The following is an 18111-nucleotide window of genomic DNA, read 5'->3' on the forward strand; positions in this document are numbered from 1 at the left end:
GGAATCCTATCCTCGTGGGTCGTATTTTTGGGATCTCATACCGCCGGAATCCGGGCAACCTAAAAACCCGGAAATTCCTGACAGGACTCAGCTCGCTGATTCTGATTTTTTACGTAAATACTTGCGGTACGAATACGGAAGTAGCCCAATCCCCGTTCGTATTCATTACGCCTGTGAGTGTTCCGCAAGTCTATAGTGTGCAGGCTACGAATCCGGGAATGGACGATCTTTTCAATGTCGTCGATCCGCTTTATTCGATCAATTACGCAAATTATAAACCCAATTATTTACTCAAATATTATATTTCGAATTTAGAACCACAGTTCGTCGGCTATAATTTGTACATTACTTCGGCAACTCCCTCGATAGCCGAAACCTCTACGGGTGGCGGCTTATATCTTGAAAACGGAACTCAGCCGTCGTTTCCCCAATTGGCGGTCCAGGCATCCACGAAGACTCTGACAATCCATCGAATTAAGAATTTCATTCCCCCTCCGGGAATAACCTCCTTTCAGAAATGTGAAGTTTATACATTCACGTTACGCGCCCTCCTGAATTCCGGAGTCACATCGAATCAATCGACTGCCGTATCGAGATGTAGTTCCCTGCAACCCGCTACGGAATGCGGATCGGATACTAGTTGTAACCCTACCTATTGCCAGGATCCCGCTTGCACGCCTACCGTTCAAGCCACGTGTTCGGTTGGAACCATTTGCAATCCTTGCCTCTACCCAAGCCTAGCAAGCAAGGGCTGCCCCTGCCCAAACGGAACTCTTCCGCCCGGCTGCAATCTATGAATCTATCCTGGGAATCCAGGTTTAAAATCACGCCAGGAACTGCCTACGTCGTCGCGACACCGATCGGTAATCTGGAGGACATCACACTCCGGGCAATCGAAGTATTAAAACAATCCGACACGATTTATTGTGAAAACGCGAATCATAGCCGGAGGCTATTGCAAACTTTCGGCATCCAGACCGTTTCTAAAACCTTATACAAGGATCAGTCCGAACAACCTTTTGCGGGAATTATCGAGAACCTCAGATCAGGTCAAACATTGTCCCTGATATCGGATGCAGGGACGCCGGGCGTGTCCGATCCCGGTTCCCAATTAGTTCGTGTCCTGAGAGAGAATGGGATTTCGGTTATTCCGATTCCCGGGTCGAGTGCTCTGACTGCACTTTTATCCGTTTCGGGTTGGCAAGTGCAACCTTGTATTTTTCTGGGATTTCTATCCGAGAAAAAAGGAAAGAAGCGGAATCAGTTAAAAGAATGGGGCGAATTCGAGGGGGTACTCGCCCTTTTTGAATCGGTACATCGGATCCGAGATACTCTCCTTGCTGCCAGAGAAATTTTTCCTCGATCGGAGTTTTTACTGGGTCGAGAACTTACTAAAATGCACGAAGAAATCATTAAAATTTCGCCGCAACAGCCCATCGAAACCCTAAAATTCGCGGAAAAAGGGGAATTTGTTCTACTAATCCAGGGAAATACTAAAAAAATGCTTAACGGACGTGTCGGGGTTGCCGATACTTAGAAGTGAGAGGGAAATCCAATGACCATTGACAAAGTAGGCGGCATCAGTGGCGGTTCCTACGAGCCTCGTAAACCGACACCTGTAAGGAAAAACGAAGCCAAAGAATCTTTCGATAATATATCTATATCAGATACTGCTAAGCAAAAGGCGTCCGAAGCTCGTTTGCAGGCCGAAGTGCAGACGATCTCGCAAAAAATCGTCTCGTCTCCAGTAGACTCCGAACGTTCTGCCAAACTTAAGGAAGTCAAAGAAAAACTTAAGAACGGCGAATATGATACTCTTAGCCCAGAGATCCTAAATGCGGTTGCAGATCGTATCGCCGAATCGTTTCTCGGACGCTGATCTTTTCTTAAACCCCGGAATTGATTCCCTTGTATTCCGGGCTTCTATTCATCTCCCCGTTCTGATTAGCGGGAGGACCGCAGGTGCCGATACTCCCCGACTGGATCAATTTTAATTTTCCCACCAAAGTCCATTTTGAGGCCGATTGCGGTTTCAAAATGGGTAGTTTTGTGAAGAATGTCGGCACGAGAGCCGTCATACTTTCCACTCAGAACGAGTTGGAAAACATGGACGAATTCTCCATCATTAAGACTTCCTTGGAAAAGCATATTGATGGCGTAATTCTTTACGATAATATCGAAAAGGAACCTACGCTAAAAGAGTTGGATACGGCGGCTTACTTTGCAAGAATATCGAACGCGAATTGCATTATCGGTTACGGTTCGTATGAAAGTTTAAATACCGCCAAATTAGTTTCTCTACTTACAACGAACGATTCTTTCGCCGAAGATATCTTCATAACGAAAAGAGTCCCTAAATTAAAAAGGCCGGTTCCTTTAGTTTTGATACCTACTCATCCGATCATGGGACTGGAGTGCGCACCTATCGCCACTATTTATACCGACGAAGACAGGACGGTCCGGTACTTTACCCACGAATATCTTTTTCCAGAACTGGTGATCGCGGACGCTAAAATCGGTGCATTCATGACATCGGCCGACGTCGCAAAAGTCGGCGTGGGGATTTTAGCCGCTGCCGTGGATAGCATCTTATCCAAATATTCGAACGAACTTACGAACTCATCCGCACTGAGAGCGATCGAGATTATCTATAAAAATTTAGTGCCCGCAATCCGGGACCCGAAAAATTTACAATATCGTAATGCGATTTTCGGAGCAAGCTTACTGGTAGGAATGTCTCATTCTTCTAGTTCACTCGGGCTCTGTTATGCGCTATCGTTAGCCGCTTCGAATTTAACGAATCTGGATATTTTTCAAGCGATGTCGATTCTTCTTCCTCACGTAATGGAATACAATTTGACTTCTTCCGCCGGAAAATACGTTTTGATCGCGAAGGCTTTAGATGAAGATATTTCCAATATTTCAGTAATCGAGGCTGCGATTAAAGCGGTGGAAGGAATTAGGAAGATTTATATAGAGCTGAAGATTCCGCAAAGACTCTCGGAATACGAAGTAAGAAAAATCGATCTTCCGGGAATTGCCAGTCTAGCGTCCTCGTTTCCCTTTTTAGATTGCCTACCACGCGAATTGCCAAAAAACGAAATCGAAACGATTTTAGTCGCCGCCTTTTAAGGTCTCAATTACGGGGAGGCTGGGGCATTTCATTACCGATTTGGAGATGCCCACCCTTCCTGGGTGGGGGATGGAGGCGGTTTTACAGAAGCAATTTCATAACACGAAATATGTGTACTGTCAACAATCATCGCAAAAAGCGTATGTAGGAACTCCCACACAAAACCTAGAAAGAAAAAGAGTTTCCAAAAAAATCGAATTATGTTAATGGAACGCTTCTGCGGGGCAGCGGGTACCGCCAATCCGGCCCCCGCCCAGGAAGGGCGGGGAATCCTTCCAAAACCACCCGAAGCACATCATCAAAATTCGACTTCATTTCCACGAACTTGGAACTTACTAAACAATTTTTATCATCCTCTGCAAAATCCGATATTTCTTCTTGGGACGGTCGGTTTTACTATTCCAAAAAAAACGGTACGAATTAGGGAAAAACATTTGAAAGCCGCCTCTAGAAAATCAAAATGGAACCGATGAACGAAGAATCTATCGATACAGTGATCGGCGACGATATCCAATTTAGGGGTAAGCTTCGCTTCAATAATGCCTTAAAAATCAAAGGAATGTTCAAAGGCACGATAGAAACTTCCGGCGTATTGATCGTCGGAGAAACCGGACAAGTCGAGGCCGATGTAGAAACCGGAACCTTGGAAGTAGAAGGCGACCTAAAAGGTAATATCAACGCAGTTCAAAAAATCTCCGTGCGCAAAACCGGAAAAGTAGTCGGGGATGTTCGGACTCCCGATTTAGAAATTGAATCAGGGGCAAAATTTAGCGGAAATTGTATCATGTAACCATGCCCCACCATGGTCTTTCGCTTTCAGAACTTTCTCCTTCGACTGTCCCTGGTCTAAGTTCGCTCCAATCCCACTTATTTCGAATTCGTTTTCGACAAGATGAGTCCGGTCTATCGCCATTAAGTTATCGCTTCGAAGACCTCCCCTCCCCGTTTTTATTACCCGATTTAGAAGGCTCTTTAGAACTGATCAGACGGTTTGTAAAAGAGAATAAGACAATTCTACTATTCGGAGATCGCGACAGCGACGGAGTCAGTTCAACGAGTTTGCTCGGTTCCTTCTTAAGAAAAGTCCATTCGGGAAATCTAATAATTAAGACTTCCAGCAACGAAGATTATGGGCTCTGTGCTCCTGCGATGAAGTTTATTAGGGATGCCAAACCCGATCTTTTGATTACTTTGGATTTCGGAACCAGTAACAGTTCCGAAATCGACGAACTCACAAAAGAAGGGATTCAGGTCATCGTCCTGGACCATCATGAAATTCCGGCAAGAATCTCCCCATCGGGCAAACTGATCTCTCCAAAGCGAGGCGACTCTAGATACCCGTACGAAAAAATCTGTACGTCTTTGATCGCTTGGAAATTAGTTACCGGCTGGCTCTACGAGTCGCTGACGGAAGCGAGCCATTATGTATGGGTCAAAGATACCGAAACTTTATTCGAGGGGTCTCTTGTTCACAAAGGAGTTCGGCTATTTCAAGGCGATCGAGCTTCTGCGGAAAAAATATACCCGATTCCGTTCGTCGATTGGCAGGAACGTGTAAATGACGAATATCCGGAACGAAGCGTATTCTTTTCTCAAATTTCAAGATACCCCGGAATCTTGAACGAAATCTTGATGAATTTGGACTTGGCCGCAGTCGGGACAATCACGGACATGATGCCGTTAGCGGGAGAGAATCGTATCATCGTTCAGCGAGGTTGCGAAACGCTACAAAAAATACGGACGGGCGAATACTCCCACAGACCCGGTCTCAATCAATTGATGAAACTTCTCGAATTGAGTAAGAGGAAAATTACTTCCAAAGATCTGGGTTGGAGCATCGGTCCGGCGTTAAATGCGGCTGGAAGAATGCATAAGACGGAAACGGCTTTGAAACTTTTATTAAGCGAATCCGAATCCGAGGCGGAATCCCTGTCCAAGGATTTATTAAAGCTGAACGAAGAAAGAAGGGAACGAACGAAGCGTAATTTATTTCGAGTCGACGGTTTTTTAAAAAGAAAGAAGGAAAGAACCGAGCGCCCGGTAATTTTCTGCTACGAACCGGATTTCGAACCTGGCGTATCCGGAATTGTCGCGACTCGTTTGGTCGAACAGTATCGACGTCCCGTAATCTTTATCGCTCCGGATCATGGCCACGCAAAAGGAAGCATCCGAGCATACGGATCGGAGAATGTTCTCAACCTATTAAAGAAGGCCGAGCCGATTTTTCAGCAATTCGGCGGCCATAAGGAAGCAGGCGGCTTTTCCTTACCGATCGAAAAAATTCCGGAACTTGCGGAAATTTTATTCAAGGAAGCGGAACTTTGGCTGAAAGAAGAGAAAAATCTTTCCACACAAGCGGTGGAAGAGAGTATCGTCAGTCTTCATCCTGCGGAATTAAAGGATTCCATCCATAAGGAGTTGGGAATATTCGAACCCTTTGGTCAAGGCAACCCCACCCCTATCCTCTCCGTAAAAGGAGCCAGAATCCTGTCCTATCGTCCTTTGTCCGAGGGAAAACACGCAAGATTTAAATTATTGTCGGCCTCCGACTCAATTCATTGCATTATTTGGAATCGAGCCGGCGAGTTCACCGAAGTCCTTCGAGATAAAGAAAGCCTAGATTTATGGGGATACTTGGAAGAAAACACGTTTCGCGGCAAGACAACATTACAATTTGTAATAACCGCTTTCTCTTAAGCTGTCTAGCAGAAGACAGATGCATTCGCTTCGCTCACGCTAGACAGTAGCTGCTCGAAGTTGGAAACCATCTGGGGTAGAGGAAAGATCTATTGTAACGCAAGAATTTTTCTCCGTAACGTGGAAATTCCGCTCACTAATGTTCTGTCCTCAGTCTTCTGTCTTCCGTCCTCTGAAAGACAGATGCATTCGCTTCGCTCACGCTAGACAGTAGCTGCTTGATGTTGGGGAGGCAGCGGGGTTAGACGAAAAATTCACTATTATCGCAGGAATCTTTCTTGAAGAACATGGAATCTCCGCTTGTCGATGTTCTGTCTTCAGTCCTCAGGCGTCAGTCGTCGGTCCTTTGCTCGGACGAATTTCCGCGACCCGGTCTATCGACCGGCTGGTCTGAATTTTCTTCCTCCGTCTCTGCGGCAGACCTACGGTTCCGATCTCGTTCCGGCCTTCCGCCCCTTCCCTTAAAATTCGCGCCTTCTCTTCTATGATTACTTCTGGAAGGGCGCCCTTCCCTTTTACCGGAAGGCGGAACGGGACGTTTTCGAACGGAAATCTCCCAAAAAAAGGCACATTGCAATGCAGTATCATTATTGTCCGCAATCGCATTGATTTTAAAAACGTAGAATGCGTCGTAAAAGAAATCTTTTTTCCGGAAGAAATTATTTTGCGAGGCCTTTTCATCCTCGGTATGATAAAATCTTTCCTGAGACGCGAAGACTTTAATTAACCTTTCTTTATCCTTTTTTGGCGTACCCAATCGTTGGAAAATAGGTTCAAGGGAAGTCTTCAATGAGGCGACTAGATGCCCTCCTTTTTTTGATATGGCATCTTGAACAATGTCCGAAAAAAGGAGCGCGTAAAAAATCTGAGGAGTCAATTCCTCCCGCTCGGAAAGTAATTTATCCGCAATCACCAAACGTTTACCGATGCGGGTCTGCAGGAACTTATCGCCAAAATCCGCGTTCTTTTTTCTTTCTTTCTCGAAAGCTTCCTTAAAAAGAACGTCCAGAAGATGATTTTGCGCCATCCCTTGAAAAATCAAAGATGTCTTCCAGGTCCGGAAGATTTTATTATACTCTTCCAGCATTCGAGAAGTGGACGCCTTCTCCAGCTCGGAAGTATTTTTCTTAATGGATTTGGAAGTACCTCTATCGATCTTAAGGCCGAGTAGCACGGCAAATTTTACCGCCCGCAGCATGCGAACAGGATCTTCCCGGAAAGAAATTTCAGGATTCCCGATCACCCTTAACTGTCTATTTCGGATGTCGTCGAACCCGCCCACGTAGTCGACAATGGAATCGTTTCGAATATCATAGTATAACGCATTGATCGTGAAATCGCGACGAGCCGCGTCTTCTTGCGGTGTTCCGAATTTATTATCCCGCTTGATCAGATAATCTTGTTCTTCGATGTGTTTCCCGAAGCGATGTTCGGGAAGAGAGCGGAAAGTACTTACTTCGATTACTTTTCCCCGAAACAAAATATGAACGATCTTAAATCGACGTCCGATGATTCTACAGTTATTAAAGATTTTCTTAATTTGATTGGGAGTCGCGTTAGTTACGACGTCGAAATCTTTCGGCTTACGCTCGAGAAGTAGATCGCGAACTCCCCCGCCGACGATATAGGCCTTGTATCCGAATTTATGAAGCCGATGAATAATCTTGACGGCGTCCTCATCAATCATATTCTTCCTAATCGGATGAGCATCCCGGTAGAACCGCTTTCCATCCGGGTAAATTAGAATGTCTTCGACAGATCCTATTTTTTTCTTGAATAGATTGGACAGGAATTTCATATGATAGGATGTACAGTCCTATAATCCCCTTCGGACCCCTACCTGCAAGTAAAAATCTATGAACACAGAGGCAAAGTTCGAAGACCAACCGAGTTACCGCGAACGATTGAAAATATCCTATCTTCGCGCATGCTCGAGTTGGGCTCGAATCCGGGAAAAAGGTTCCAGAAAAATTTCTTTTCTCTTAGTTCCCCACGATCACGAAGCCGTTTTCAATTTGGAAGTGAGCGTCTTTATGGCGGTCTTCTTAGCCGCTCTCGGTTGCGCACTCTTCCTTCTCGCCGCGGCGTTTGTCATTTATATGAACTTCTTTTTCGAGCCGGATCGGGAGCTGATTAGAAAAACCGATAATAATGTAGGTTTATTTTTATACTATGATTCCCTTTTGCAGGACGCGAAAAAAGAAATTTCCGGACTTGAACGTAAAACCGAGCAATTGAATTTAGTGGCTTGGGACGAAGTTCCCTGGAAGCGAATACTGACTTTCGACTACGTTCCTGAATTCAGTTTAAAAAAAGACGTACCGGAATCTTCGACTAACATGGATTTGTATCAGGACACCGTCGAAGGTTTTTCGGAAAGAAATATCGAACTCTTTAAAATTAAACATGCGTTTCAAAATGCCTTCGATTACTTGGAAGAAAGGGAATCGATCTTGTATTCTATGCCGAGAGGACGCCCTCTAAAACCGGGAGTCGGTTTTGTGACTTCCACTTTCGGTGGTCGCGTGGATCCGTTCGGGCTCGTGCAATTAGGGGAGTTCCATTCCGGAATCGACTTTGCTGCCGGAGAAGGAACCCCGATTTATGCGACCGCTCCCGGAATCATCGCGGATAACGGACAGTCCGCAGGCGGACTCGGAAGAAGTATTAGAATCAATCACTTAAACGGTTTTTATACCGTGTATGGACATTGCTCTCAGGTTCTCGTCGAGAAAGATCAGGTCGTAAATCGAGGAGATCTGATAGGTCTCGTAGGTTCCACAGGTAAGGCGACCGGACCTCACGTTCATTACGAAGTCCATATCGGGTATGATCCTCCGATGGATCCTGCCGAGTTCGTGAATATGGAATAGTACGATAAAATCCCCGAAATCCCTCCCGTTTTGGGGAACAAATACTAGGGAAGATAGATCCAAAGTAGGAAACATGTTCGAAGTTATCCCCGTTCCAAAATGGCTCATGAACTTTGTTCAAGAGTATATAAGCAGAGACTGGCATGGATTGTCCACGTTCAGTCTCTTAGTCGTAATGGCCTTTTTAGCGGCTTCCTATCTTTTACCGAAAGAATTAGAACGTAGACGATTGGAACCGGAACACGCCGATTGGCTTTTAATCCTTGGCGTTATCGGTACTCTCGTAGGAGCAAAAATCTTCTTTATTTTTGAAATTTGGGATCAGGTATTCGTGGATACCCCCGGCTTCGACGGTAAATACCTTTACCCCTTAACCCACTATAACGGCTTCCCTGGTCGTCCGGGACTTTGGAGCAGCCTCTTCTCGGGAAGCGGACTTGTTTTTTACGGAGGATTTTTATTCGGACTTCTCTTCGTGACTCTTTATATTCTCAGGCATGGTCTGGATGTTAAATCCTACCTGGACGCCTCGGTTCCGAGCATGGCACTGGGCTACGCGATCGGTCGCTTGGGATGCTTTGTATCCGGAGACGGTTGTTACGGATTCGCGACGGACGTTCGGATTCCCTTACTCGTTTTCAATTACGACGGAGCTCATCCTTCCGGTGTACCTGTTTGGAATACTCCGATTATCGAATCCGTCGTGTCGTTCGGGTATTTCGCTTACTTCCAGAGCTGGGCAAGATTTCAAAACTTCCGTAAATTCAGTATAGGCGCACAGTATTTAATTCTTCACGGACTGGCAAGACTAGGAGTGGAATTTCTTCGGGTAAATAAGGCGGTAATTCCTTTCATGGATCCGCCGAAATTGGTGAATATTCCTACAGCGGATGGAAATCCTGAATTTCTAACCGGATATTATTGGCATGGTTTTTCCCAATCCCAGTACGTATCCATCGCGCTCATTCTCGTCGGAATTTACTTCATCGTTAAGTGGCGACTCTGGGAAAAAGAAACTCCTCAAGTATCGAGTTAGTCGGCTCCGGCTTTCCGGCCGGTCTCCTTTTCGATCGATGTTATTTCGATCCGAGAAAGAGACTACTAGGGAGCCTTTTCCAGTCATCGCAAGTTAGTCGGCGTTGTAATTTTCGATTTTGGCTTGAACGGATTCTCCGTAAATCGTTCGAATCATATCCGGAGTATTAAGATAATTATTCGTCTTAAATAGGACCCGACCATCCGGCGAGAAAATTACGAAGAAAGGTAGACCGATCTTTAATTCGGGAAATCTAGGATCCTGCTCGAAATTTTGAAATTCTTTATCGTCGTCTTTTATTTTTAAGAGAATCGCATGATTCAAAGCCTTATTCAATTCCGGATCCGAAAGCGTTAGCTCTTCGAACTCCTTACAATTCGTACACCAATCCGCGTAAAAATCCACAAAGACCGGACGCGCCTCGGATTTTGCGGCTTCGAAAGCGACCCGGGAAGCCCGATGCCAACCTAAATTTCCGTGCTGCTCGATAAGATTTTCCTTATAAACATCGGATACGGTTCCCCAGCCGACCAATCGAATCAATAATGCGATACACGCGACCAAACCGGTCAACAATAACGCTTTTTTAGTTCGTTCGATCTTATGAAGAATCTTATTTTGATAAAAATAACTCGTTAAAAAAATTCCTATTCCGGCGATTAATATCGGCACACTAATATGATTCGGAATACCCCAAAGGTTCATCGCTTTTACATAATACAGCCATGCAAAATAAAAAACCAAAAGCCCGAGCGATATTTGAATCCATTTTAACCACTTTCCCGATTTTGGAAGATGAAGGCCAAAAACCCCGATCATCAGGAACGGAAGCCCCAAACCCATACCGAAGAGAGTCATCTTAAAGGAAGCTAACGCAAGGGAGGAAACGGAAGCCGATCCCACTCCGGCAGTCACCTGGATTAGTATTGCGACAACCACGGGTCCGACGCAGGGAGAGGATAAGAAACCCGCGCCCATTCCCAATAGAAAAGTCCCTTTCCAACCTTGGTAGCATTTCGCACTATTCGCATAACGCCCCGGTAAATGAAGTAGATTAATCGAAGCAAGAGCTAGGAGAAAAATTAAAATCGATAAAATTAGATTGGTTACCGGAAAACGAAGAATCGTATTGAAAGCCCCTCCGGTCAAACCGGCAAGAATTCCGAAGCAAAAATACATGAAGGAAAGACCTATATAGTATAAGAGCGGGTGTAGAATTTTGCTCTTTGAAGATTGTCCTCGGTTTTGGATAATTCCCACGGTAATAGGATAGAGAGGGTAAACGCAAGGGAGTAGACTCGCAAATAATCCACCCGCGACCAGAAATACGGCGCTAAAGACCGAGAAGGAATTGCCGCCGATCCCGTTCTCTATCCATTGATTTAGGGACTGCATCGCATTCGAAGAGACGGAACCGTCCGCCCAAAGTTGAAATGGGGCAAGAACGACCAGGATAAGGGCGATTCCGCCGACCTGGCGGAAGCCGAGTTTTTTTACTATCGAAGGTCTTTGCATGAGCTGTATGTTTTAGACCGGAAATCGGCTAGCGTATTCTCGAAAATGAGAAGGAACCGCTTTGGTTGTTCTCCACCTTATTACAAGGATCGGTCCTAAGGGTCAATTCGGAATCCCGCCACCGTACCATCGATTTTCGGAACTTTTTTTTGGACGTCGAAAGACGAGGGAGCGGGGAGGAAAAGCGGCTAATTTACGTTTTTGGACCGGTCCAAAATTGCCGATAGAAATTCTGATGAAGGAAAAATTCCCCCGAGCTCGATCGATCGGAGTCATTCTCTCGCTTGGACTCGTATTTTCTGGCAATCCTTCGCTAGTCTCGGTTCCAATTTCAATCAGCGCAGAACCGGATCTGGACTATAACTACGAATACGAAAAGAACGGCGTTTATACGAAATTCTCCGATTGGGTCCCGTACAAACTTCACAAATGGGAGCCTAAATTTTTGGAGGATTATTACGAGCTATACGGCCTAAAATTGCATTATAAAGAAAATGAACTTCGTAGAAATATCTTCTTTTTAAAGGCAGGCTTGAATCGAAGATTTCGTCATCCTAGAAACGCTCTTTGCCCGGTAAAAAATGAGGAAGAATATCATAAGTATCGCCTCCTTCTATTCATGCATATCAACCTCCAAATCATGAGGTCTTATATGAGGATTGCTTCCCAATTCGATAAAAGGCATCTCTACTTCTATAACCTGGATTTTGCCCACGAACTCAAACAATCCTTCGAAGTTGCGGACGGCTTCTATAAAGAGGCGATTCCGTATTGGGAAAATGCGCTCAAATATGCGGACGAGGCCTCTGAAAATGATTCGGATCTTGACCTTGGAACGATGGAAACCGAACGTTTTGAAATAATTACGGGAAAATTAGATTTTGGAAAAATCATTTCGGACCACCGAAGCCGACTGACGAAAAAGCGCGAAACCGTAAGCGCATATCTGACAAAATATCCGAATGCGGATAAACCGAACCTGGACCAAATTCCATAAATACGAAACGAGAACCGGAATCGCTCTGCCGAAAGAAACATCCGCAAAACGAAAGTACATTCCAAATAAAAAACCCCGAGTGTTCTCGGGGTTTTTTATTTTTATCCGTACTTGCCGCTTAGCAAGAATACGTAGTGAGGAACTCGAACGGATGCGGACGTCCTTCCCAAGGCCAAATCTCGGTTTCAAATTTGTAAGCCTTGTACGTCTGAATGAACTCTTCGGTAAAGACACTTCCCTTTTTGAAGATTTCCTTTCCGGCTAGCATATGCTCGATCGCTTCTCTTAGCGTGTGAGGCATCTGCTGAATTCCCTTCTCGCGAATTTCATCGAGAGTCAATTCAAACAAGTCCTCTTCCCGAGGCGGCCCCGGATCGATCTTGTTCTGAATTCCGTCCAAGCCCGCCATTAACATGGCGGAGAATGCCAGATACGGGTTTGCGGAAGAATCCGGAAAACGGAACTCTACGCGCTTGGCTTTTTCACCGCTGACGAACGGTATACGTGCGCAGGCCGAACGGTTTTGCGCGGAGTATGCCAAAATCGCCGGCGCTTCGAATCCCGGTAATAAGCGCTTATAGGAATTGGTAGAAGCATTCGTAAAAGCGGCAACCGTCTTTCCGTGCTTCAATACGCCGCCGGTGTAATGCAGAGCGATTTCGCTCAGTCCTTGGTATCCGTTCCCTGCGAATAGGTTTTTACCGCCTTTCCAAATGGATTGATGGCAGTGCATACCGTTTCCGTTATCTCCGTAAAGAGGTTTCGGCATAAAGGTAGCCGTCTTTCCCCATTTATGAGCCACGTTTTTCACGACGTATTTTAACTTTTGGACGTTATCCGCAGCTTCGATCAGGGTTCCGAATTTAACTCCGATTTCCCCTTGTGCCTGAGCGACCTCGTGGTGAACCACGAAAGTTTCCATTCCGATTTTATGGAGAGTTTTCACGATATCGGCGCGAAGATCCACTTGAGAATCGACCGGAGCAACGGGAAAATAACCGCCTTTCGTTCCGGGGCGGTGACCGGTGTTAATGGAACCGGGCATATCCGTATGCGAATTCCAAATACCTTCCGATGACTCTAATTCATAATATTGAATATTGATGGCATCGCGAACTTTCAATCCGTCAAAAATGAAAAATTCGTTTTCCGGTCCGAAATAAACGGTGTCACCGATTCCGCTTGCTTGTAGATATTTCACCGCATTCTTAGCAATGGAACGAGGGCATTTTTCGTAAGGTTGGTTTTTATAAATATCCCATACATCGCAAATAACTACCAAGGTAGGATCTGCCGTAAATGGATCGAGGAAGATCGAAGTCGGATCCGGAATCAGTTGCATATCCGATTTGTCAATCGGTTGCCATGCGGGAATCGAGCTACCGTCAAACGGGAGCCCTTTTAGAGTATCCTCACTCACTGAATCAACGTGGTAGGATACGTGATGCCAGGCACCCTTAATGTCCGTGAACCGGAAGTCGTAAAAAAGAATGTTATTCGCTTTAGCGTAAGCGATCACCTCTGCGGCGTTTTTAGCCATTGATATGTGTCTCCTATGTTTTTCTACTAGGGGTCTCTAATTCACACGCATAGAGCGTGGTTATCAAGAAATATGCAAAACGCGTGCCAACTCGCAATTTGCTTTTCCTAGTCCTACGAGTCTTCTTCCCGAAACCTTGACTAAAGAAAGGAAAGCTCTTCTTGCTCAGGCTAAAAATCCTTGAAGTAGAGGCAATCAGGAAAAAACTCCACATCAATGGATTCACTGGAATTTTCAAGAGTAAGAGCAAGCTCTCCTTTTAACCCGTGCCTGTACCGAACCGGTACACTCCGCTCAAATCGTACTCAAGGGCCGACCTATGAGGAATAAGATACTTTGGCCGAGCCCCGGCGACCTGCAGATTCCGGAATCGAAAGAGACTCCGGATGAATTCTACCGCCAGAACGAGTATTGGAGGGCTTCGCTGGAATGGGGAATTTCAAACGGCGCTACCGAATATTCCTTTTTGCCGATAGGAACGGAAGGCTGGGTCGAAAAATCGGAGACCCAGCGATTTCCGATTACTCAGACCGAATGGAGTCCGGAACGAAAACTTTCATTTCTTCTTCCGCCTATTTTACACGGGGATCGATTTATTTTGTGGACCGAGGCGCTCGGAAGCACGACTCCAGCCTTCTTTCAGATCTTGAGAGAATTGCAACGGCTCCGTCGGCAAGCCGAAGAAATTTTAGATATAGAAATCCGGAATTATCCGACTCTGACCTTTTCCGAAGCGATGGATGCAAGGTTCGATTCCGCTTTACTTCTCTCCGACTCTTGGGCCTCCCGAAACGAATATTTTACCGTTTCCAGAGATCTAATCCTCCCGGAAGCGCTCCTTTTCGGTACTTCTATTTCCCAGGAAAGAGTGCTACGTATTCAATGGAAGGAACAGAGCGGATCGGATTCCCTAAGTTCTCCCGTGAACGAATTTATTTCGGCAAGAGCATTAAGAAAATATAATCATGTTTTGAAGGCATTAGGCGAACTCAAGGAATCGAAAGGAACCGTCCTTGAATACCGCCCCAACTCGTATTTTTCATTCCCGTTTCATTTGCTAGTCGTGACGGCCATATGGACGGAGGCCTGGGAAAAATTGGTTTCGCTCTGGATCGAAGAACGACCGAAGAAATCGGAAGCCGCGTCAAAATTAGAAGCTTGGATCGGGCAACTTCCCGTCGGAGAATTGGAGTCCGGCATCGAAGCCTTATTCGAAGAAAGAACGATACGATTGATCGATAAATATACCGGAAAAAACGATCGACAATTATTGAAATATCTGGAGTCGGAATACCGAATCGCATCCGCAAAATTAAAACGCCAAAAAAGAGACCGACTGCGGGAACTAGAGGAAACAATCCTCCCCCGACAATTTTTACTTCGAGAGGCACATTCGAAATATGTTCCATCCTCCTCGATAGAACGGGTTCAATGGGAAGATCTGGGAAAAATCTACGAAGAAAATCTGAAAAACCTATTTTTAGAACGAAACAGTCTTGGTAAAGAATTTGTTTCCAGTGACGGAAAATCCGCAGAAAGTTGGAACAAGCTTATTCAATGAAGGTCCAATGGACTCGGATATCGATCCGGTCCTTTCCCATCCCTTTTTACATCTTGAGAAATCTTTGACAAAGAGAGGATTCGAGAAAGAATGACCGGGGAAGTCTGGAAACAGATTTCATCCCAAGGAATGACGGCGACGTAGCTCAGCCGGTTAGAGCAACGGAATCATAATCCGCAGGTCCGGGGTTCGAATCCCTGCGTCGCTAGTACATCAGAATTTACGCCTATGAATAAGACTCTCCTACTCACCCTAATTCTCTTACTTTCAACATTGTTGGGTTCCAACAGTCTCAAAGCGCAAAACCCGGCTTGCGGGCAAATTTGCGATTTTTACGTGAATTGCGTTGAATCTCAAACAAAGAAAAAGTTCAGCGCCGAGGAACAGACGAAGGTTTCCGCCGGATGTTTAAATACCTGCCGTAAAAATTTTCCGGCGGTCACCCAATGTTATGAAAATCACTCGAATCAGTGCGTTCCGTTTCACGCCTGTCTCGTAAATACTTATAAATCGAAAGAAAAAAAATAACCTTATTTTCTGCCGATTAGAGAGGATCGGTAATTATAAAAAGCCGGGATCATTCCATTGTCCCGGCTTTTTTTGTATGACAATCGTCGGTGCAAATAAATGCCTGCATTGCATTTACGGCAATAGGGGCGTTGCCGTGTGGGTGAGAAGATAGGGCGGGTCGTTGCCGCTGGCAGAGGACAGACGCGTTCGCTTTGCTCACGCTAGACAGTAGCTGCTAGATGTTGGGAAAGTAATAGAGGACGGGGGAAAATCCACTCTTAGCATAAAAATCTTTCTATAGTACGTGGAAACGCCGTTTATCAATGTTCTGTCCTCAGAAAAGCCAAATCGAAATCCTTAAAGACGGGATCCAAGCCTCTCGACCGTAACATCTCCACTATTTCCGGAATCCTTCGTTCATCTTCGATTTCAAACTGCTTCAAAGCCTCGCCTCCGGAATATCCGCCCGGATCCGTTCGAGATTCTACGGACATATGGGTTACTACTAAACCGGCCAAATGATCCCGCATTCTGCGGGTTTCGCGGGTGGATTGAACTATTCCGGAATCGGGAAGAAATAATCTCAATGCAAATAGAAAACGCACAAATTCTCGATCATCGATCTTAATCGTCCTATTAAAATCGCCCACAGCCGGTCTCATTCTGGGTAAGGAAATCTGGACCGTGCTTTTCCAATAGACCCTGGATAAATAGGATGCATGTTCTCCTAATTTAAACATTTCTCCATAAGGATCCGCTAATCCTAGTAATGCGCCTATCCCGATTCTCCTAAAACCGGCGATGCCTCCTCGATCCGGAGCTTCCAATCGATACCGCATATTTTTTTTGATGCCGCGTAGATGGTACTTACCGTAAATTTCGGGGTCGTAGGTTTCCTGATAAACGACGAGTCCTTCCACTCCTTCCCCAATCAACTGCGCGTATTCTTCGACATCCATAGGGTAGATCTCGATCGAGATCGAATCAAAATATTGTCTAAGAATTTTGACGGCGTTTTTTAAATATTCCAAATTTGTTTTGGAGTATTCCTCCCCCGTCAAGAATACTAAATGTCTGATTCCTTTCGCATACAGTATCTTTGCCTCCCGGTGGATCTCATCCTCGTTTAACGTCTTTCTCGGAATCTTGTTCTCGAAACTGAATCCGCAATAAATGCAGGAAGAACGGCATTCGTTCGAAAGATACATAGGCATATATAAAGATACGATATTTCCGAATCTCTTTCGAGTCCAATACCGGGAAAGAGACGCCATCTCTTCCAAATAGCCATCCGCAGCCGGAGACAAAAGCGCGAGGTATTCTTCGAAGCTTACCGGACGGTCGCCGGAAGATTTGTCCAGAGCAGCTTCCACATCGTATTTTGTCTTAGATATGACTCTCTCGGAAGCTTCGGAAAATGGGGTAGAATCAAAAAGCTCCGTGTACATTTCGAGTTTCTTCTTCTAAAAAGCCGGTTAATGGACTCGATGCCTCCGCCTTTTTACGTAAACGCATTTTTGCCCCGCCGTATTTATAGGAAATTCTACCTGCCTCGGTGGCAAGCTTAAACGCATATCCGATTTTTTTCGGATCCTTAGCGATTGCAATGGCAGTATTCACCAAGACTGCGGCTGCCCCCAATTCCATGGCCTGAGAAGCGTGAGAAGGTTCCCCCAAGCCTGCGTCTACGACGACTGGAACTTTAGACTGCTCAATGATGATTTCGAGATTGGCTAGAGTTCGAATTCCCTGATTGGTCCCGATCGGCGAACCTAGGGGCATTACGGTCGCACATCCGGCGTCCTCGAGATGTTTGCAGAGAATCGGATCCGCATTTATGTACGGTAGAACGATAAAACCTTCCTTCACCAATATCCGAGCGGCCTTTACTGTTTCGATAGGATCCGGTAGAAGATAGACCGGATCCGGGGTTACTTCCAGCTTCACCCAATTTCCTGCCCCTAACTCCCGAGCAAGCCTTGCTAAGCGAACTGCCTCTTCGGCGTTCCGAGCACCGCTTGTATTCGGAAGTAATAAAACTTTTTCCCGATCTATATTCGCAAGAATATCATCCTCTTTCGATTCTAGATCGACCCGACGGAGAGCTACCGTCACGACTTCCGTCTCCGAAGACAAAATCGCTTCCTTCATAGCCCTGGCGGAAGAAAATTTTCCCGTTCCTAAGAAAAGCCGGGACCGAAAGCTTCGTCCGGCGATGATCAACTCGTCCGAGTCTCCGCCCATGTCTA

The 18111-nt window shown here is 45.6% G+C and carries 16 protein-coding genes and 1 tRNA gene; 12 read left to right on the plus strand and 5 right to left on the minus strand.

The genetic code is table 11. The features are described from left to right. Positions 1-23 precede the first annotated feature (23 nt). The 6 genes from LEP1GSC047_RS10510 to recJ all read left to right on the plus strand — a co-directional run bounded on the left by LEP1GSC047_RS10510 (position 24) and on the right by recJ (position 5830). Positions 24-797 carry an LIC11073 family putative lipoprotein gene (locus tag LEP1GSC047_RS10510; protein ID WP_373364532.1) on the plus strand — a complete coding sequence of 258 codons (774 nt, stop codon included), beginning with the start codon at positions 24-26 and terminating at the stop codon, positions 795-797. Then, on the plus strand, positions 794-1537 hold the full coding sequence (gene rsmI / locus LEP1GSC047_RS10515) for a 16S rRNA (cytidine(1402)-2'-O)-methyltransferase (RefSeq protein WP_010418297.1): 744 nt from the start codon (positions 794-796) through the stop codon (positions 1535-1537). The genes LEP1GSC047_RS10510 and rsmI overlap by 4 nt, the downstream gene beginning before the upstream one ends. An 18-nt stretch (positions 1538-1555) precedes the next feature. After that, positions 1556-1879 (plus strand): flagellar biosynthesis anti-sigma factor FlgM, encoded by a 324-nt coding sequence (locus tag LEP1GSC047_RS10520; RefSeq protein WP_010418295.1) that lies wholly within the window; start codon positions 1556-1558, stop codon positions 1877-1879. Positions 1880-1962: 83 nt separating this feature from the next. Beyond that, a complete protein-coding gene (locus tag LEP1GSC047_RS10525) occupies positions 1963-3132 on the plus strand; it encodes an iron-containing alcohol dehydrogenase (RefSeq protein WP_039934626.1) in 1170 nt (389 codons plus the stop codon). A 470-nt stretch (positions 3133-3602) separates the two neighbouring features. Further along, positions 3603-3923: a bactofilin family protein gene (locus LEP1GSC047_RS10535; protein ID WP_010418282.1), complete on the plus strand. Its 321-nt coding sequence runs from the start codon at positions 3603-3605 to the stop codon at positions 3921-3923. Positions 3924-3925: 2 nt separating this feature from the next. Further along, positions 3926-5830, plus strand: a complete 1905-nt coding sequence (gene recJ / locus LEP1GSC047_RS10540) for a single-stranded-DNA-specific exonuclease RecJ (protein ID WP_010418280.1) — start codon at positions 3926-3928, stop codon at positions 5828-5830. A 331-nt stretch (positions 5831-6161) separates the two neighbouring features. Here recJ and pcnB read toward each other — a convergent pair whose 3' ends face one another. Further along, complete coding sequence (gene pcnB, locus LEP1GSC047_RS10545) at positions 6162-7628, minus strand: polynucleotide adenylyltransferase PcnB (protein ID WP_010418276.1); 1467 nt, start codon at positions 7626-7628, stop codon at positions 6162-6164. A gap of 58 nt (positions 7629-7686) precedes the next feature. Here pcnB and LEP1GSC047_RS10550 point away from each other — a divergent pair, with 58 nt between their 5' ends. Then, positions 7687-8703 (plus strand): M23 family metallopeptidase, encoded by a 1017-nt coding sequence (locus tag LEP1GSC047_RS10550; protein WP_010418275.1) that lies wholly within the window; start codon positions 7687-7689, stop codon positions 8701-8703. Between the two features lie 73 nt (positions 8704-8776). Next, positions 8777-9739, plus strand: a complete 963-nt coding sequence (locus LEP1GSC047_RS10555; RefSeq protein ID WP_010418273.1) for a prolipoprotein diacylglyceryl transferase — start codon at positions 8777-8779, stop codon at positions 9737-9739. Between the two features lie 93 nt (positions 9740-9832). On the opposite strand, the gene LEP1GSC047_RS10560 is transcribed toward LEP1GSC047_RS10555, so the two are convergent. Beyond that, positions 9833-11254, minus strand: a complete 1422-nt coding sequence (locus LEP1GSC047_RS10560) for a protein-disulfide reductase DsbD family protein (protein WP_010418270.1) — start codon at positions 11252-11254, stop codon at positions 9833-9835. Between the two features lie 235 nt (positions 11255-11489). Between LEP1GSC047_RS10560 and LEP1GSC047_RS10565 the strand changes: the two genes are divergently transcribed. Continuing rightward, positions 11490-12251, plus strand: coding sequence for a hypothetical protein (locus LEP1GSC047_RS10565; protein WP_039934833.1), 762 nt, complete (start codon positions 11490-11492; stop codon positions 12249-12251). Positions 12252-12369: 118 nt separating this feature from the next. Here the strand turns inward: LEP1GSC047_RS10565 and glnA are convergent, their stop codons facing one another. Continuing rightward, a complete protein-coding gene (gene glnA, locus LEP1GSC047_RS10570; RefSeq protein ID WP_010418264.1) occupies positions 12370-13791 on the minus strand; it encodes a type I glutamate--ammonia ligase in 1422 nt (473 codons plus the stop codon). A 319-nt stretch (positions 13792-14110) separates the two neighbouring features. Here glnA and LEP1GSC047_RS10575 point away from each other — a divergent pair, with 319 nt between their 5' ends. The 3 genes from LEP1GSC047_RS10575 (at position 14111) to LEP1GSC047_RS10585 (ending at position 15880) form a co-directional block, all read left to right on the plus strand. Continuing rightward, positions 14111-15352: a hypothetical protein gene (locus LEP1GSC047_RS10575; protein ID WP_010418260.1), complete on the plus strand. Its 1242-nt coding sequence runs from the start codon at positions 14111-14113 to the stop codon at positions 15350-15352. Between the two features lie 134 nt (positions 15353-15486). Further along, positions 15487-15560: transfer RNA gene (locus LEP1GSC047_RS10580), tRNA-Met, on the plus strand. Between the two features lie 20 nt (positions 15561-15580). After that, the gene (locus LEP1GSC047_RS10585) at positions 15581-15880 is read left to right on the plus strand and encodes a Cys-rich protein (RefSeq protein WP_020988749.1); all 300 of its coding nucleotides are present in this window, start codon (positions 15581-15583) and stop codon (positions 15878-15880) included. A 302-nt stretch (positions 15881-16182) separates the two neighbouring features. On the opposite strand, the gene thiH is transcribed toward LEP1GSC047_RS10585, so the two are convergent. Together thiH and LEP1GSC047_RS10595 are read right to left on the minus strand one after the other, a co-directional pair. Continuing rightward, on the minus strand, positions 16183-17310 hold the full coding sequence (gene thiH, locus LEP1GSC047_RS10590; protein ID WP_010418255.1) for a 2-iminoacetate synthase ThiH: 1128 nt from the start codon (positions 17308-17310) through the stop codon (positions 16183-16185). Continuing rightward, positions 17291-18106 carry a thiazole synthase gene (locus LEP1GSC047_RS10595; RefSeq protein WP_010418252.1) on the minus strand — a complete coding sequence of 272 codons (816 nt, stop codon included), beginning with the start codon at positions 18104-18106 and terminating at the stop codon, positions 17291-17293. Before LEP1GSC047_RS10595 ends, thiH begins: the two co-directional genes overlap by 20 nt. Between the last annotated feature and the right edge of the window lie 5 nt (positions 18107-18111).

Origin of the sequence: Leptospira inadai serovar Lyme str. 10, from assembly GCF_000243675.2 — a bacterium.
GTDB lineage: Bacteria > Spirochaetota > Leptospiria > Leptospirales > Leptospiraceae > Leptospira_B > Leptospira_B inadai.

Coding starts and splice junctions, on each gene's coding strand:
- rsmI (WP_010418297.1), top strand. CDS start 794: ATGAATCTATCCTGGGAATCCAGGTTTAAAATCACGCCAGGAACTGCC.
- LEP1GSC047_RS10520 (WP_010418295.1), top strand. CDS start 1,556: ATGACCATTGACAAAGTAGGCGGCATCAGTGGCGGTTCCTACGAGCCT.
- LEP1GSC047_RS10535 (WP_010418282.1), top strand. CDS start 3,603: ATGAACGAAGAATCTATCGATACAGTGATCGGCGACGATATCCAATTT.
- recJ (WP_010418280.1), top strand. CDS start 3,926: ATGCCCCACCATGGTCTTTCGCTTTCAGAACTTTCTCCTTCGACTGTC.
- pcnB (WP_010418276.1), bottom strand. CDS start 7,628: ATGAAATTCCTGTCCAATCTATTCAAGAAAAAAATAGGATCTGTCGAA.
- LEP1GSC047_RS10550 (WP_010418275.1), top strand. CDS start 7,687: ATGAACACAGAGGCAAAGTTCGAAGACCAACCGAGTTACCGCGAACGA.
- LEP1GSC047_RS10555 (WP_010418273.1), top strand. CDS start 8,777: ATGTTCGAAGTTATCCCCGTTCCAAAATGGCTCATGAACTTTGTTCAA.
- LEP1GSC047_RS10560 (WP_010418270.1), bottom strand. CDS start 11,254: ATGCAAAGACCTTCGATAGTAAAAAAACTCGGCTTCCGCCAGGTCGGC.
- LEP1GSC047_RS10565 (WP_039934833.1), top strand. CDS start 11,490: ATGAAGGAAAAATTCCCCCGAGCTCGATCGATCGGAGTCATTCTCTCG.
- glnA (WP_010418264.1), bottom strand. CDS start 13,791: ATGGCTAAAAACGCCGCAGAGGTGATCGCTTACGCTAAAGCGAATAAC.
- LEP1GSC047_RS10575 (WP_010418260.1), top strand. CDS start 14,111: ATGAGGAATAAGATACTTTGGCCGAGCCCCGGCGACCTGCAGATTCCG.
- LEP1GSC047_RS10585 (WP_020988749.1), top strand. CDS start 15,581: ATGAATAAGACTCTCCTACTCACCCTAATTCTCTTACTTTCAACATTG.
- thiH (WP_010418255.1), bottom strand. CDS start 17,310: ATGTACACGGAGCTTTTTGATTCTACCCCATTTTCCGAAGCTTCCGAG.
- LEP1GSC047_RS10595 (WP_010418252.1), bottom strand. CDS start 18,106: ATGGGCGGAGACTCGGACGAGTTGATCATCGCCGGACGAAGCTTTCGG.